Raw genomic sequence first — 14891 nt, 5'->3', positions numbered from 1 at the left:
CCCCAGAACATGAAACAGAAGAAATCCCCCTTTATCGTCCCCGACGGTGCCGACCGCGTGCTGCTCCACGCCTGCTGTGCACCCTGCTCCAGCGCCATCTTGGAGTGGATGCTGGCCCACGGGCTGCACCCGACGCTGATCTTTTGCAACCCGAACATCTTCCCCCTCGAGGAGTACACCAAACGCAAGGCCGAGCTCCAGCGCCACGCCCTGCGCCTCGGTGTCCCCTTCACCGATGCAGACTATGACCACGCGGCTTGGCGCCAGCGCGTCCGTGGCTTGGAGCACGAACCGGAGCGCGGCGCCCGCTGTCAGATGTGCTTCGCGGTGCGGCTCGAGACCGTGGCCCGCTACGCACACGAACACGACTTCCCCGTCTTCACCACCACCCTCGCCTCGTCGCGTTGGAAGAGCCTCGAGCAGATCACCGCGGCCGGTGAAGCGGCTGCAGCGCGCTATCCGGGGCTCACCTTCTGGGCGCAGAACTGGCGCAAGGGTGGCCTCAGCGATCGCCGCAACGCACTGATCAAGGAATACAACTTTTATAACCAGAACTACTGCGGATGCGAGTTCAGCATCCGACCAGAGTCGCAAAACCCCTCATCCAATGAACAATCAGAAAGAACCGAAAGCCAACTCAACGCCTGAATCAGACGAGGAGAATCTGCCGCTTGTCGTCCTCCCCGCCGAATGGGAGCCCCAAAGCGGCATACAGCTCACGTGGCCGCACAGCGGCACCGACTGGGAGCCTATGCTCGACGAGATCTCACAATGCTACGCCCGCATTGTCCGCGAAATCATCCGCTTCGAGCCCGTGATGATTGTCACCCCGAGTGCCGACATCGTCCATCCCTACATCGAAGACCTCGATCAGGATCGCATTCACATCTGTGAAGTCAGGGGCACCAACGACACCTGGGCGCGCGATCATGGCGGCATCACTGTCACAAACAACGACAAACCCGCGGTCTTCAATTTCATCTTTAACGGCTGGGGGATGAAGTATCCAGCCAACTACGACAACCAGATCGTCTCCGAGATGGAAAGCGGCCAGGCCTTCGCCCCCGGTATCAAAGTCTTTAGTCCTCCCTTCGTGCTGGAGGGCGGCAGCATTGAGTCCGATGGATGTGGCACAGTGCTTACCACCGCCAGCTGCATCTTTTCTAAGAACCGCAACGAGCGCCTGTCAAAAGATACGATCATGGGCATCATAAAGGGCATATTCGATGCTGACCGTATTCTTATTCTGGAGAACGGATACCTCGAAGGTGACGACACGGACGGCCACGTGGACACCTTGGCGCGTTTCTGCGACCCGGAAACGATCGCCTATGTACAGTGCACCGACCCAGACGACAGCCATTTCGACGAGCTACTGGCCATGGAGCGCGAACTCCTCGCCCTACGCACGGCCGAGGGGAAGCCCTACCGCCTCATTTCGCTGCCAATGGCTGAGCCTGTCTTTGACGAGGACGGCTATCAGCTGCCAGCCACGTATGCGAACTTCCTCATCCTAAACGGTGCCGTGCTGGTGCCTGCCTACGGTAACGACGAGCTGGACGAACAGGCTCGAGAGGTTCTCCAAACAGCTTTCCCCGACCGCGAAATCATCAGTGTGGACTGCCTGCCACTCATCCAGCAAGGCGGTGCCATCCATTGCGCCACCATGCAGTATCCTGCGGGCGTGCTCAACGTCTATACCGACGACGATGACGCGGAGTCGGACGAATATTCCCCTCTTTAATCCCTATTTGAACGATGAAAATTGGACTCATTCAACAGCATAACAAGGCCGACATGGCCGACAACATCGCCCGCCTTACGGACGCTATCCGGACGTGTGCCGCCGAAGGTGCCGAGCTCGTGGTGCTTCAGGAGCTGCACAACGGCCTCTATTTCTGTCAGACGGAGGACACCGCCGTCTTCGACATGGCCGAATCGATCCCCGGACCCTCGACCGCGCACTTTGGCGAGGTGGCGCGTGCGTGTGGTGTGGTGCTCGTGCTATCTCTCTTTGAGCGACGTGCACCGGGGATTTACCACAATACGGCCGTCGTGATCGAAAAAGACGGAACGATAGCAGGGCGGTACCGCAAAATGCATATCCCGGACGATCCGGCGTACTACGAGAAGTTCTACTTCACGCCCGGCGACCTCGACTTCCGGCCCATACCGACCTCCGTGGGTCGTCTTGGCGTACTGGTTTGCTGGGATCAGTGGTACCCGGAGGCCGCTCGACTGATGGCCCTTCGTGGTGCAGATCTGCTTATCTATCCCACGGCTATTGGCTGGGAACGTTCCGATCGGCCGGAGGAGCAAAGTCGTCAACTCGACGCTTGGCGAACCGTGCAGCGTGGCCATGCTGTGGCCAACGGCCTACCCGTCATTACGGTTAACCGTGTCGGGCACGAAATAGACCCCTCTGGGCAAACTGCCGGCATACAATTCTGGGGAAACAGCTTTGCCTCAGGTCCGCAGGGGGAAATCTTGACCGAATTACCGACCGATGCGGAGGCTATCCGTGTGATTTCGGTCGATTTGCAGCGTAGTGAACATGTGCGCCGCTGGTGGCCTTTCCTACGCGACCGTCGGATCGATGCGTTTGGCCCCCTCACGCGTCGATATTTGGACGAGGAATAAGTGCACAGCCGTTTTTGATCTAAAAGAAGGACTCGTGGGCCTTTGTAAAAACATCGGGCGCCCCCTTCATACGTGAAAGAGGCGCCCGTTTTGGCGATTGGTGTGGAGAAATCCGTCAGACGAATTTCGCAGGATGGCTGCTTACTTGATCAGCGTGAAGTTGCCAATCAGCGGCAGGGGTTTCATCTTCCCACCAGCTGCGTTGATGACACCGATGATGAAAAATACGAATCCAGCAAGGTATCCGACGGTGGTGATAAGCCAGCCAATCTTCGGAATGACTCCCAAGATACCGCACACGAATACAAACAGGAACAAAATAAGCCCTTGGTTGGTGTGATAGCGTGCATAAGCCGACTCTTTTGCAGCCAAGAGAGGGATCAGAAACAAAATTCCGAAATAGGCCAGGATGGCCATCACTTTGTTACTCTGCACATCGTTCGGATCGGGCGTAACATTTACTTCTTCCATACTTTATCGATTTTTTAAGTGGATAAAAAAGAATGACTTCAATCATCCCTCGGCCATGATTTCCCTCATGGAATTTAGCACGGGGACGGCGGCAAAGATAAAACCCTTTCTTAAACATCAAAGGAGGCAAATAGATAGAAGAAAATGAGTTACGCACGATTCTTGTCTTTTTACAATCTGCATTTTTGTAAGGTGCAGAATGCAAATTCGTCCCTTACAAATTGTCCTACCTTTGCCATCCAATGAATGGCTGTTTAGGATAGATTAAAGGGGAAGCCGCAGAAGGACATCGAAATCTTTCGAGGCTTTTCTTGATGGGCGCCATTCGGAAGGATCTCTGCTCTTCCGCAGGATGGGGTCGCGAGACATGGCACGACCATATTTCGGACCCAAACGAGCCACGCGGGCAGCGAAACGACCGAATAAAAGCCGAAAAATGTACCTCTGCAGCCCCTAACAAGTGAACATATTAAACTAAGTAGAAAGAAATGAATGCTTTTCTCGATGATCTTCTCCTGAGGCGCTGCCGTGTACAAAGTGCACTGGCCGACGCTGCGGCGGACGGGGCCCTTTTCGCTTCGGACGTCCATCTCTTTTACCTTACCGGGCGCGTCTTCAATGGTTGGCTCTATTTGCCGACGGAAGGTGCGCCTGTTGCGTTTGTAAGGCGTCCTGCTGACTGCGATTTGCCGGTCGAGGCGGTTCGCGTGCATCGTCCGGACGACATGCTCGGCTGGTTCAGCAATGCACCGGGACAATCACGGCCCAAACACCTCCTGTTCGAGGCCGATACACTCTCGTATAGCGATTACATGCGCCTTTACAACCTGTTCCAACCCGAAAAGGCTGGAAACGTCTCCGCTGCCATGCGGCGCGTGCGTATGATTAAGACACCCTGGGAGGTGGAGCAATTGCGGCTCTCTTCCCAGCGTCACGCCGAGGTCTATGCAGAAATCCCGGACTGTTTCCACCCCGAAATGACTGATCTGGAACTTCAAGCCGAGATCGAAAGGCGGATGAGGCTTCACGGGTCGATTGGCATCTTCCGTACTTACGGGCCAAATATGAACATCTTCATGGGCAGCCTTCTGGCTGGCGAGAATGCAGAGGCCGCGTCACCTTTCGACTTCGCTCTTGGCGGCGCAGGACAAACGCCGATATGTCCCATCGGTGCTAATGGCACGAAATTGACGGACGGGACGGCCATCATGGTCGATATGGCGGGCAATTATACGGCCTACATCTCTGACATGACGCGCGTTTTCTCCGTAGGAAGGCTCAGCGAAAAGGCCTACCGTGCGCATGGCACGGCAAGAGACATCATGGCGGCTGCCGAGGTCGTTATGCGACCCGGATTGGCATGCAGCGAACTCTACAGCATGGCTGTTGGCATGGCAGAGAAGGCCAATCTGGCTGACTGCTTCATGGGAACGCGTCAACAGGCCAAGTTTGTAGGCCACGGCATTGGTTTGGAAATCAATGAGCCACCCGTGCTCACTCCCCGCTCAAAAGATGCGCTGCAACCGGGCATGGTGATCGCCTTCGAGCCTAAATTTGTGATCCCAGAGGTGGGCGCGGTAGGTGTCGAGAATAGTTATCTCATCACAGAGACGGGCGCGGAAAAGCTCACCCATTTCGAAGAGGAGATTATCTCGCTGACGTAAGGCGGAACGCTGAAAATGAGCATCTAAAAAGGAAACGTGTCCGGGTGCACGTGTCCATCGTGATACAAAAAAGGACCCGAGACATTCACCAGTAGGGTAGGGGCGAAGCATTTTTCGCCCCTGCTTTTTTCCGGAATATACCCTTCTCAAAAAAATACGCCCCTGGCGCTTCTCAGGGGATGTTCCTTCTGAAAAAATACGTCCCTGTCCCTTCTCAGGATATGTTCCTTCTCAAAAAATACGTCCCTGGCGCTTCTCAGGGGATGTTCCTTCTGAAAAAACGCCTCCCCGACGTTTTGCAGGGAAAGTGCCTTCTCCAAAAAGACACCTCTGACGCTTCTCAAGAAATATATCGCTCAAAAAAATGCTCTCCCGTAACTTTTCAAGTAATTAGCACGCTCAAAAAATACACTTATCCTATTTATATTCATCCTATAATCCGTTTAATCAGATGAGAAAGACAACATCTACGCTCTTGTTGCTCGTTGCGATGGCCCTGTGCGGACGTGCGAGCGCGATTGATCCGGCCGATGTGAAGCCGGTCAAAAACCTGATCCTCTTGATCCCCGATGGAACGTCTATTGCGACCGTGTCCACGGCTCGCTGGTACCAATGGTACAAAGATCCCAATCGGCAGCACCTGGCCATCGACCCGTATCTCTGTGGTACGGTTCGGACCTTCTCTTCCAACGCCCCAATCGGCGATTCTGCACCTACGACCTCCTGTTATGTGACCGGACATCCGAGCCGTACAGGTTACATCGCCACTTACCCGCCGGCTGATCCGGGCAATGACATTTTCCCCGTAGATCCCTCGCGCGCTTATCAGCCTATGATCACTCTGCTGGAGGCCATGCGACTGGTACAAAACAAGGCTACCGGTTTGGTTGTCACTTGCGAGTTCACACATGCCACTCCTGCAGACTGCTCCGCACATAGTTACAGCCGAAAACGCTATGATTGGATTGCGCCGCAGATCGTCCACAACGATGTAGACGTTGTGATCGGTGGTGGCGTCTCTCTTTTGGACAAAGAAGGCGAGGCTTACCTTCGGTCGCGGGGTTACAGCGTCTATCGCGACGATCTGGCCGGTATGCGCGCTGACAACAATGGCAAAATGTGGGCCCTCTTCGGTAAGAAAGAGATGGATTACGACTTGGATCGCGATCCTGCCCAACAGCCTGCCCTCGAAGAGATGACACGAAAGGCCCTCGAGAAACTGTCCAAAAACGAAAATGGCTTTTTCTTGATGGTTGAAGGAAGTAAAGTAGACTGGGCGGCGCATGGCAACGATCCCGTGGGTATGCTTACCGAATATGTGGCCTTTGACAAGGCTTGTGCCGTGGCGCTTGACTTTGCCAAGAAGGACGGACAGACGCTCGTGGTTGTCGTGCCCGATCATGGCAACAGTGGTTTTAGTCTGGGGCGCCGCGACTGTAAAGGTTACGACAAATTGACCAAGGATCAGCTCTTCAGCTTTGTCACTGGCGTAAAAAATACGGCCCAGGGCTTTGTCAACAAGCTCAACGCCGCGCCATCGACAGAGGTGCAAAAGATCTTCAAAGAAAACGCTGGATTTGAGTTGACCGACGAGGAGCTGCAGGCCCTTTACAACTGCAAAGATTATAAGAACAGCCCCATCCCGGAGGATAAACGCGCGGAAAAAGAGTCCCTGTCGGCCCTCTACAGCAATTCTCTCTACGGATTTGTAGCTAAGCTACTTACCTCCAAGACCTGTTTTGGCTTTACCACGGGCGGGCACACCGGCGAGGACGTTATTTTGGCCGCATATCACCCCCAGGGAACCCTCCCCATAGGTGTAAACACGAATATCGACCTCCATCGCTACATGGCCTCCGCCGTAGGCCTCTTAGGGAAGCCCGACGAACTCACCCAGGAGTATTTTGTGCCCCATACCGAATTGTTGAAAGGCTACAAATACACTATCTTGCCGGCGAAAACGGAGAAGGACAATCCCACGCTCGTTGTTAAGGGCAAAAAACAACAGCTGACGATTGTGCCCTTCACCAACATCATCCGAAAAGGGAAGAAGGCAAACGACGAGATCCGTCTTTCGACCGTGATTGTCTACGTAGACAAGAACAACACCTTCTACCTGCCGCGATCTATCACAAAGTATCTTGAATAAGAAAGTCTTTCGATATGTCTTTTATTCGCCCAGTAAGATGGGATATGTTTTGATTGGGTCCTGACAAGGCCTTTATTTGGTTTCATTGCATTATGATAAGAGGTGCACCCGCGACGGGTCCACCTCTTTTTTTATCTCCCGAAAAAGAGGGAGAGGCAGAAAGACATACATCCCCATCGTCCGAAAAAACATATCCCGCCAAATGGCAGCACCGATTCATTCTACCTATCCAGTACCCGGAAAAATAGAAGGCGATCATCGCCTTGATTTTCTTTTGCCTTCTTTTCTTTCATCAAGGAAAGAAAAGAAGATAAGGGATCAGAGAACAAAGCCCTCATAGAATTTCGTAGACAGACGAGACACATGCCAAACGGTAGCAACGATTCATTCTACCTATCAAACATCCCGCCAAACGGAAGCACCGATTCATTCCACCTATCCAGTACCCGGAAAAATAGAAGGCGATCATCGCCTTGATTTTCTTTTGCCTTCTTTTCTTTCATCAAGGAAAGAAAAGAAGATGAGAGATCGAAGAACAAAGTCCCCATAGATTTTTGTAGACATACAAGGCATATGCCAAACGGCAGCACCGATTCATTCCACCGATCCAGTACCCGGAAAAACAGAAGGCGATCATCGCCTTGATTTTCTTTTGCCTTCTTTTCTTTCATCAAGGAAAGAAAAGAAGATAGAGGACCAGTGAACAAAGTCCCCATAGATTTTCGTAGACAGACGAGACACATGCCAAACGGAAGCACCGATCCATTCTACCGATTAAGCATCCCGCCAAACGGCACCACCCATTCATTCCACCGATCCAGTACCCGGAAAAATAGAAGGCGATCATCGCCTTGATTTTCTTTTGCCTTCTTTTCTTTCATCAAGGAAAGAAAAGAAGATGAGGGATCAGAGAACAAAGCCCCCATAGATTTTTGTAGACAAACGAGACACATGTCAAACGGCAACACCGATTCATTCCACCTATCCAGTATCCCGCCAAACGGAAGCAACGATTCATTCCACCTATCCAGTACCCAGAAAAATAGAAGGCGATCATCGCCTTGATTTTCTTTTGCCTTCTTTTCTTTCATCAAGGAAAGAAAAGAAGATGAGGGACCAGAGAACAAAGCCCCCATAGATTTTTGTAGACAAACGAGACACATGCCAAACGAAAGCACCCCTTTTCGCAGACATACAAGGCACACGCCAATCTGCATACATCATTTTAAGCCCCACAAACCCCTCCTGCCTTTTTGCAACGTCCTCGTTTGGGATTGGGAGGGGCTTGTGCGGAGTGGCAGGGGGATTGCTTGGGCGGAAAATATTAAATGACGGGAATGTTGTTTAGTTGCTCCGTTGAAGCAATTAAGCCGCAAAAATGTTTCTTAGTTGCTCTGATGAAGCAATTAAGCCGAGAAAATGTTTCTTAGTTGCTCTGATGAAGCAATTAAGCCGAGAAAATGTCTCTTAGTTGCTCTGATGAAGCAATTAAGCCGCAAGAATGTTTCTTAATTGCTCTGATGAAGCAACTAAATAACATGCGCGTTGTTTAGTATTTTACATGCATGTTGGAGGTATGAAAAATCTTCGCATCTTTGCCGCGTCACAATCTTTTGTCTTGAAAGATGACGGACATGTATCACATCACAAATAAACAGAGTTTACAATGCCAGAGACACCTTCTGCTCCTCAAAATCCGTCGGCGGGGATTGTACCGCCTGTCGAAATCGACACAATTAACTGCACGCTGATGACCAACGGTGCGCACTTCTTGTTTATGAAGAACGTGAGCGACCGCATGGCCACCGAAACGGCCCTTTTGGCACACCCGAAGATCAAAAAGGCTGCCGATCTGCTCGCTGCGGCGACCAAGAAAGAGGACGACTGTTACGCTAAGTCGCAAAAAAGCCTCATTACGGTCGACATCCACAAAGCGGATCAGGAAAGGGGACGTATGCTGAACGCCCTACGCAAAACATTGAAAGGTTTTGCAGAGCATCCAGAAGCCGACAAGGCTCGATCGGCCGCAACGATCCTCAAGGTGATGACCGCCTATCGTCTCGACGCCCGTATGCAGCTGGAGCGAGAGACCGGGGCCATCATTAGCTTCGTGGGAGACTGCGAGAAAACGTACGCGACCGACGTTTCGTCGCTGGGCGTTAAGCCGTATGTCGACTCGTTGAAAGCGGCCAACGAAAAAATCGAGAAGTGGCTCACCGAGCGTTCCGACAACATGCCACAAACGCTCGGCTCACTCCGCGCGGCCCGTCATGAGTCGGATTTGGCTTACCAGTGGCTCGTCAGGGTAGTCAATGCCTTGGCGGTGGTTGACGACGCACTCGACACGGCCCCCTTTATCATTCATATGAATAAGGTGGTCCATCGCAACAAGACGCAAGTGATCGGATCGAAGAAGAAGAAAGACGGCGAGGATCCCGAAAAGCCGAAAGATCCGAAGCAGCCGAAAGAACCGAATCCCAAAAAGCCGGGAAAGGATGACGGCAAACCCGACATCCATCTCCCTGAGGATAAAGATTCGAAGAAACCAGACCCCAAGACTCCCGGAAGCGAAGGAGAGAAGCCCAAGCAACCCGGAGGCAGTCAAGGCAGCGGGCCAGATATTACCCTGCCAGAAGAATAAACCGTCGTTTTTAATGATGAATCATCGGTAGTTATGCCGGGTGCAGCATAGGTTCGCCTATGTATGTGCCCGGCATTTTTCATGGGGTTCGTTTTTCCGAAAATGAACGACATGCGGATCGGCATGAGTGTTTTTTGTTGAATGTTTTTTGTTGGGGGTTTCTGTATGAACGTTTTACCTAATCGGGAACGGATAGCGTAAAACCGCATGAATCTTGCACACATCCAAAAATGGATGATGCAAATACACGGTATTCGTTTTCTACTGAAAACGTTTGTAGGGCGTATTCAATACGCCCCTACACGGGGACATGAATGGTTCATGCAGATTCGCATGAGTGTTTTTCGTTGTTCGTTTTTCGTTATGCGTTTTCGCATTTCCTCCTTATTATCCCCATTATTGGGGATTGTGAACAGCATTCTCTACGTTCTACTTTTGCAGCCGTATTTGTTTAAGTGCAGAATGTATTTTATATTGTATCATAAGAACATGAAGAAGAGAAACACCCTATGGATGCTTTTCGCGTGCCTGCTGACGATCGCCTGGAGTACGTCCACGGCGCAAACGGCACGCATTACGGGCGTCGTGACCGACGCTGCGAACAACGAACCGCTCATCGGAGCCAGCGCCTTTATCGAACAACTGAAAACGGGAGAGGTGACAGACGCCAAGGGCAACTTTTCGATCCAAAATTTATCCCCGGGCACCTACACGGTCCGATTTGATTACATGGGCTACGAAAGCCATTCGGAACGGGTCACGATACGCGAAGGGGAGGTGCGCCGCATAAAGGTACAACTGCAATCGGAGTCGAAATCGCTCAGCGAAGTAGTGGTAACAGCCAAAAGTGAGGCCCGACAATTGCGCGAACAAGCGATGCCTATCTCTGTCATATCCATGAATCAGTTGAGCGGAACGGTGGCAGGCATTGCGGACATCTTGTCGAAGACGGTCGGAGTTACATTGCGCTCGTCTGGCGGAGTGGGAGGCGCTACAAGACTGTCCGTGCGCGGCTTGGAGGGAAAAAGGATCGGGTTCTTTATCGACGAGACGCCCATGAACGATAATTCGGACTTTATCGACATCAACGACATCCCTATCGACATGATTGATCGCATTGAGATTTACAAGGGTGTCGTTCCGGCCAAATTTGGAGGCTCGGCAATGGGCGGGGCCGTCAATTTGGTGCTGAAAGAGTATCCGGCACGTTACGCGGACTTTAGTTACACGCTGGAATCGTTCAATACGCACAAAGTGCAAACCGTTTTGAAGCGAAATTTACACAATCAGGGCCTCGTGTTCGGCATCGGCGGCGGATATACGTACTCGGACAACAACTACACCATGCTTTCGCCCTATGTGGACGGCCTGAAGATCCGCCGCGACCACGATGGATTCCGAAAATTGATCCTAGGCGGCTCCCTGAAGGCCTACAAATGGTGGTTTGACAAGGTGGAGATTGAACCGGCTTTCGCTTTGACGAATCATGAGATACAGGGCATCGAAAAGGATATCCGTAAGGCGGAAACGCACTCCATGCTCTTTGCCCTGGCCAATAAATTGGAGAAAAAAAACTTCCTGACGCCTGGCTTGGACTTCGATATGCACCTGGCAGCGGCCATTACGTCTTACGGGCTCGTGGATACGGCCAAGCAATGGTACGACTGGGACGGACGGGCCTATCCCTCGCCATCTATTTATGGCGGAGAATTGGGCAATCGTTATGCGTCGCATTCTTCGGATAAGAAGTTTACCATCAGCCACAAATTGAACTTAGAATACTTGCTGCATAAACAGCACTCGCTCAATTTCAACTCACTTTTTACCCTGGCAAACGGTTTCCCCAAAGATTCGCTGCGAGAATTGAGCATAGGAAGAGAAGCGGTCTTCAATTCGCGCATGAGGAGTTGGTCGGCAGGCTTAACGTACGATTTTCGCACGCCGAAAGACCGCCTGCTGAACTCCCTAACCGTGCGTTACTACCTATACACGATGAAGACACGTCAGGCGGACATTTTTGGCATCGGTGAGGTACATGATGTGGACGTCAACAAGAGCGCTGTGGGCGTTAATGATGCCCTGCGGTTCCGCATCTTGCCAGATTTGATGGCGAAATTGTCCGCGGGGTATGACGTGCGTATCCCCTCGGAAACGGAACTCTTGGGCGATGGCTACACGGTCTCTCCGGCCGAAAATCTAATGCCGGAGCGAAACACGAGCCTCAATGTGGGCTTCTTGTACGACCTGACGGGTCGGGCAGCAAGTAATCTTCAGATCGAAGTCAATGCCTTCTATATGTATCTGCAACATATGATCCGCTATACGAAGGGAATCCTCGGCGCACAGTATCAAAATTTTGGCGAGATGCGTACGATGGGTGTCGAAGCAGAGGTGAAAGCCGACATAACGCCTTGGCTCTATGGGTATGCGAACGCTACGTTCCAAGATCTTCGTGATGTACGTGAGCATGATGAAGGAAGTTCGCTACCTAATCCTACGAAGGGTCTGCGCATGCCCAACATTCCCTATTTAATGGGCAATGCAGGATTGGAATTCCACAAAGAGAATCTTTTTGGCGGCCGCGGACAGAACACGCGTCTTTTTAGCGATCTATCTTTTGTGGAGGAATATCTCTACGACTTCGAAATGGCGGCAGATCAACGGCGGATACCCCGCAGCACAACCGTCGACCTTGGTTTGGAGCATAGCTTTTTCAACAACAGCCTTTTTCTCTCGGCCAAGATCAAGAATCTGACCGACGCGCGCGTCCTCAGCGAATTTAATCGCCCCCTGCCAGGTCGCAGCTTCGGCGTCAAGGTGAGATATGTGTTCAAGTGAAACGTTTCAGGGGCTGCGGCCCCCTGCGAAGTTTGCCGGGTACCTGCATAAGCAAATCAGTCGCTAAAAATTTGGCCCCGACATTTGTCCAGAACCTATTTAGAGCAAAAGACAGACAGCTGCATACGTTCGTGAACCTTTTTTCCGCCCGATGCAGCGTCTTGCAACGCCTCACCGTCCCCTTTTCCGATTGAATTTTTTTCGGGCGAAAGCCCATAACCCCTATTTTTTAACCGACAAAACGTATTGAGATGATGAACAAGAAAATGATGTGGGCAGCATGCCTCGTTGCCCTTGTGATGACCACCGGATGTGGAAAAGACACTCCCCCGGAACCCAAGCCCCAACCCGGACCAGACACGACAAAGACCGTGACACCTGATCCGGAGCCTGCTCCTCAGATTGGAGAGAAGATTGTGCTGAACAGCGGGCAAATGTGTCTCATAGAGACGACCGTGAAGAATCCCGACGGTATGAGCGGCTCGTCTTATTTGCAGCTGACGAACAACCCGAACGGCTCCATCGACAATTCGAAGGGCATTCAGATTGCTTTTGCTGGCATGATCTCCGTGATTGACAACTACATCTTTGTCCTGCCCACCGGTATGGGAAAAGATGCAGAGTTTAAGGTCCGCCGCTACACGTATGACCCGAAAACACAGACGATGGGAAACCTCAAGACCATCGATGTGCCCGCTGGAGCTACGCCGTACAATGTCCAGAAGGTCTCTGCCGACAAAATGTATATGCCGAACTATTCCTTGGGTAACGTTTGGGTGATGAATCCGACCACGCTACAGAAAACAGGCGAGATCGACCTGAAGCAGTATGCGTACAAAGATGCAAGCCCCGAGCCCAGTCTGGGCATCCTTCGTGGCGATCGGTATTTCCTCACTCTGGACCAAATCGGCAGTAATTACATGCCGTATGAAGAGCGTAGGCAGGTGGAAGTGGCTGTGATCGACCCGAAGACCGACAAAGTGCTGAAAGTGATCACCGAGAACAGCAAAAAGATCGCCTTTCCGACCAGACCGTTGTATAAAGACATGATCTTTACCGACGAACAGGGCGATATTTATATCGCGTGCGCTGGATACTTCGGTTATAACCCGAAATATCGGGAGAATGGGTTTGTCTGCATCCCTGCTGGCAAGGATGAATTTGACGCGTCGCGTACGTGGGAGATTTCTGGCGTAACGATTGAAGGCTCGCAATACAAATCATCCGCGATCCTGAACTGTAAATACCTGGGCAATGGTAAAGTGGTGGCTTTCGTGGCCATTCTGGAGCTGAACGGAACGAATCCATACACGTCTAAGAGCGCAATGGCCGTAATCATGGATCTCAAGGCCAAAACAATCAAAAGAATTGAGGGAGTCCCCATGACGGATGGCCATAGTACAGCGATTGAGACCCAAGGCAATTTGGTACTCCTCGGTGCCTTCGGCGAAAAACAGGCGGGCCTCTTTACCTATAACCCGGCTACGGGCAAGGCAGGCCTCTCACTGAGCACAGTAGGCAATCTCTCCTTCATACACATCTTCGGCAAATAAGCATCAGCCGTTTTTTGATCATAGAAAAGCCCCGGTCCCTTCGCAAGCAAGGAATCGGGGCTTGGTTTTTTCCGAAAAGAGTCAGCGGGGAACGTTTTTGACCGTTTGTTTTTATGGGGAAGGCTGGATCTATAGGATACCTTTCATTTATCATCATAGTGCCCATATGCTTGAAGGACAAGAACAAGCACTATTTCTTCTCGTATCTCGTAAACAAGCCTATGCTTCTTGTTTATTCTACGAGACCATTGTCCGGGTCTATCTCTTTTTAAGAGTTCTGGATGCCCCGTTCCTGTTTGGGGATGTTCTACAAGCTCATCCAACAGTTGCAAAGCCTTTTTGAACGCTTGTGGCTCACTCTTTTTCAGCCGTGATAAGTCATGATCGGCTTCTTCTGAAATTTGAAGTCTGTACATCACAAACTGTCTAAGTATTGATGAAGTTCTTCTTTGTTGCGAACTTCCACAAACCGTCCCTCCTCAATACTTTTCTTCGCGGCATCTATCCGATCGAAATATTCTTTTTCGGTCATCAAGCTGTCATCCTCTGCATCATCAAATTCATACAGGAGAGCCTCAACAAGATTGCTAAACGTGCGATTGCCAGCCTTAGCCTTGGCTCTCATTCTCTCCAATAAGGATTTATTGATACGGATAGAGGTCGTCTCTTTTAATTCTATGGTGTCCATGATTTTTTCGCATTCATTTCATCTGCAAATATATGCCCCTTCATTCTAGATCAGCAGCTTCACTTTGTAAGTGAATAAAATAAACCCTGTGCTCAGGCTCTGCCAATGTGCACAGGGCTTATCTGTTACAAATAAGGATCTATGCAGATCCGCAGGACACGTTTTTACCTCAATAAAAAGCCCCGGTCCCTTCGCAAGCAAGGAATCGGGGCTTGGTTTTTTGTTATGCAGAAGTGCATATCCCCCG

The 14891-nt window shown here is 51.3% G+C and carries 13 protein-coding genes; 8 read left to right on the top strand and 5 right to left on the bottom strand.

Annotation, left to right across the window (positions count from 1 at the left end):
* Nucleotides 1–9: 9 nt before the first annotated feature.
* The 3 genes from C7123_RS05930 to C7123_RS05920 are packed head-to-tail and all read left to right on the top strand — an operon-like array spanning nt 10 to nt 2640.
* A complete protein-coding gene (locus tag C7123_RS05930) occupies nt 10–648 on the top strand; it encodes an epoxyqueuosine reductase QueH (RefSeq protein ID WP_069176128.1) in 639 nt (212 codons plus the stop codon).
* Nucleotides 608–1744: an agmatine deiminase family protein gene (locus tag C7123_RS05925; protein WP_069176127.1), complete on the top strand. Its 1137-nt coding sequence runs from the start codon at nt 608–610 to the stop codon at nt 1742–1744. The genes C7123_RS05930 and C7123_RS05925 overlap by 41 nt, the downstream gene beginning before the upstream one ends.
* Nucleotides 1745–1758: 14 nt before the next feature.
* Nucleotides 1759–2640 (top strand): carbon-nitrogen hydrolase, encoded by an 882-nt coding sequence (locus C7123_RS05920; protein ID WP_069176126.1) that lies wholly within the window; start codon nt 1759–1761, stop codon nt 2638–2640.
* Between the two features lie 141 nt (nt 2641–2781).
* Here the strand turns inward: C7123_RS05920 and C7123_RS05915 are convergent, their stop codons facing one another.
* Complete coding sequence (locus C7123_RS05915) at nt 2782–3111, bottom strand: DUF4870 domain-containing protein (protein WP_037982327.1); 330 nt, start codon at nt 3109–3111, stop codon at nt 2782–2784.
* A 488-nt stretch (nt 3112–3599) separates the two neighbouring features.
* Here C7123_RS05915 and C7123_RS05910 point away from each other — a divergent pair, with 488 nt between their 5' ends.
* Both C7123_RS05910 and C7123_RS05900 read left to right on the top strand, forming a co-directional pair.
* Nucleotides 3600–4775, top strand: a complete 1176-nt coding sequence (locus tag C7123_RS05910; RefSeq protein ID WP_069176125.1) for a M24 family metallopeptidase — start codon at nt 3600–3602, stop codon at nt 4773–4775.
* 451 nt (nt 4776–5226) lie between these two features.
* Nucleotides 5227–6924, top strand: coding sequence for an alkaline phosphatase (locus tag C7123_RS05900; protein ID WP_069176123.1), 1698 nt, complete (start codon nt 5227–5229; stop codon nt 6922–6924).
* A 389-nt stretch (nt 6925–7313) separates the two neighbouring features.
* On the opposite strand, the gene C7123_RS05895 is transcribed toward C7123_RS05900, so the two are convergent.
* Entirely contained in the window at nt 7314–7595 is a 282-nt protein-coding gene (locus C7123_RS05895) for a hypothetical protein (protein WP_069176122.1), read from the bottom strand.
* 96 nt (nt 7596–7691) lie between these two features.
* A complete protein-coding gene (locus C7123_RS05890; protein WP_069176121.1) occupies nt 7692–8015 on the bottom strand; it encodes a hypothetical protein in 324 nt (107 codons plus the stop codon).
* A 575-nt stretch (nt 8016–8590) separates the two neighbouring features.
* Between C7123_RS05890 and C7123_RS05885 the strand changes: the two genes are divergently transcribed.
* The 3 genes from C7123_RS05885 to C7123_RS05870 all read left to right on the top strand — a co-directional run bounded on the left by C7123_RS05885 (nt 8591) and on the right by C7123_RS05870 (nt 13956).
* Nucleotides 8591–9565 carry a DUF6261 family protein gene (locus C7123_RS05885; RefSeq protein WP_069176120.1) on the top strand — a complete coding sequence of 325 codons (975 nt, stop codon included), beginning with the start codon at nt 8591–8593 and terminating at the stop codon, nt 9563–9565.
* A gap of 489 nt (nt 9566–10054) precedes the next feature.
* Nucleotides 10055–12403 carry a TonB-dependent receptor gene (locus tag C7123_RS05880; RefSeq protein WP_083207041.1) on the top strand — a complete coding sequence of 783 codons (2349 nt, stop codon included), beginning with the start codon at nt 10055–10057 and terminating at the stop codon, nt 12401–12403.
* A gap of 254 nt (nt 12404–12657) precedes the next feature.
* On the top strand, nt 12658–13956 hold the full coding sequence (locus C7123_RS05870) for a YncE family protein (RefSeq protein ID WP_069176443.1): 1299 nt from the start codon (nt 12658–12660) through the stop codon (nt 13954–13956).
* Between the two features lie 143 nt (nt 13957–14099).
* On the opposite strand, the gene C7123_RS05865 is transcribed toward C7123_RS05870, so the two are convergent.
* Nucleotides 14100–14372, bottom strand: coding sequence for a Txe/YoeB family addiction module toxin (locus C7123_RS05865; RefSeq protein WP_069176118.1), 273 nt, complete (start codon nt 14370–14372; stop codon nt 14100–14102).
* Nucleotides 14372–14644 (bottom strand): hypothetical protein, encoded by a 273-nt coding sequence (locus C7123_RS05860; protein ID WP_069176117.1) that lies wholly within the window; start codon nt 14642–14644, stop codon nt 14372–14374. The genes C7123_RS05865 and C7123_RS05860 overlap by 1 nt, the downstream gene beginning before the upstream one ends.
* Nucleotides 14645–14891: the final 247 nt, after the last annotated feature.

Source organism: Tannerella serpentiformis, from assembly GCF_003033925.1.
GTDB classification, from domain to species: domain Bacteria; phylum Bacteroidota; class Bacteroidia; order Bacteroidales; family Tannerellaceae; genus Tannerella; species Tannerella serpentiformis.
Note: the sequence above shows the minus strand (reverse complement) of the source record. Positions and strands in the feature narration are given on the sequence as shown.

What these genes read in the sequence shown, in the direction of transcription:
- C7123_RS05860 (WP_069176117.1), bottom strand. Translation starts at nt 14,644, where the DNA reads ATGGACACCATAGAATTAAAAGAGACGACCTCTATCCGTATCAATAAA.
- C7123_RS05895 (WP_069176122.1), bottom strand. Translation starts at nt 7,595, where the DNA reads ATGAAAGAAAAGAAGGCAAAAGAAAATCAAGGCGATGATCGCCTTCTG.
- C7123_RS05915 (WP_037982327.1), bottom strand. Translation starts at nt 3,111, where the DNA reads ATGGAAGAAGTAAATGTTACGCCCGATCCGAACGATGTGCAGAGTAAC.
- C7123_RS05890 (WP_069176121.1), bottom strand. Translation starts at nt 8,015, where the DNA reads ATGAAAGAAAAGAAGGCAAAAGAAAATCAAGGCGATGATCGCCTTCTA.
- C7123_RS05885 (WP_069176120.1), top strand. Translation starts at nt 8,591, where the DNA reads ATGCCAGAGACACCTTCTGCTCCTCAAAATCCGTCGGCGGGGATTGTA.
- C7123_RS05870 (WP_069176443.1), top strand. Translation starts at nt 12,658, where the DNA reads ATGAACAAGAAAATGATGTGGGCAGCATGCCTCGTTGCCCTTGTGATG.
- C7123_RS05900 (WP_069176123.1), top strand. Translation starts at nt 5,227, where the DNA reads ATGAGAAAGACAACATCTACGCTCTTGTTGCTCGTTGCGATGGCCCTG.
- C7123_RS05865 (WP_069176118.1), bottom strand. Translation starts at nt 14,372, where the DNA reads ATGTACAGACTTCAAATTTCAGAAGAAGCCGATCATGACTTATCACGG.
- C7123_RS05920 (WP_069176126.1), top strand. Translation starts at nt 1,759, where the DNA reads ATGAAAATTGGACTCATTCAACAGCATAACAAGGCCGACATGGCCGAC.
- C7123_RS05910 (WP_069176125.1), top strand. Translation starts at nt 3,600, where the DNA reads ATGAATGCTTTTCTCGATGATCTTCTCCTGAGGCGCTGCCGTGTACAA.
- C7123_RS05925 (WP_069176127.1), top strand. Translation starts at nt 608, where the DNA reads ATGAACAATCAGAAAGAACCGAAAGCCAACTCAACGCCTGAATCAGAC.
- C7123_RS05930 (WP_069176128.1), top strand. Translation starts at nt 10, where the DNA reads ATGAAACAGAAGAAATCCCCCTTTATCGTCCCCGACGGTGCCGACCGC.
- C7123_RS05880 (WP_083207041.1), top strand. Translation starts at nt 10,055, where the DNA reads ATGAAGAAGAGAAACACCCTATGGATGCTTTTCGCGTGCCTGCTGACG.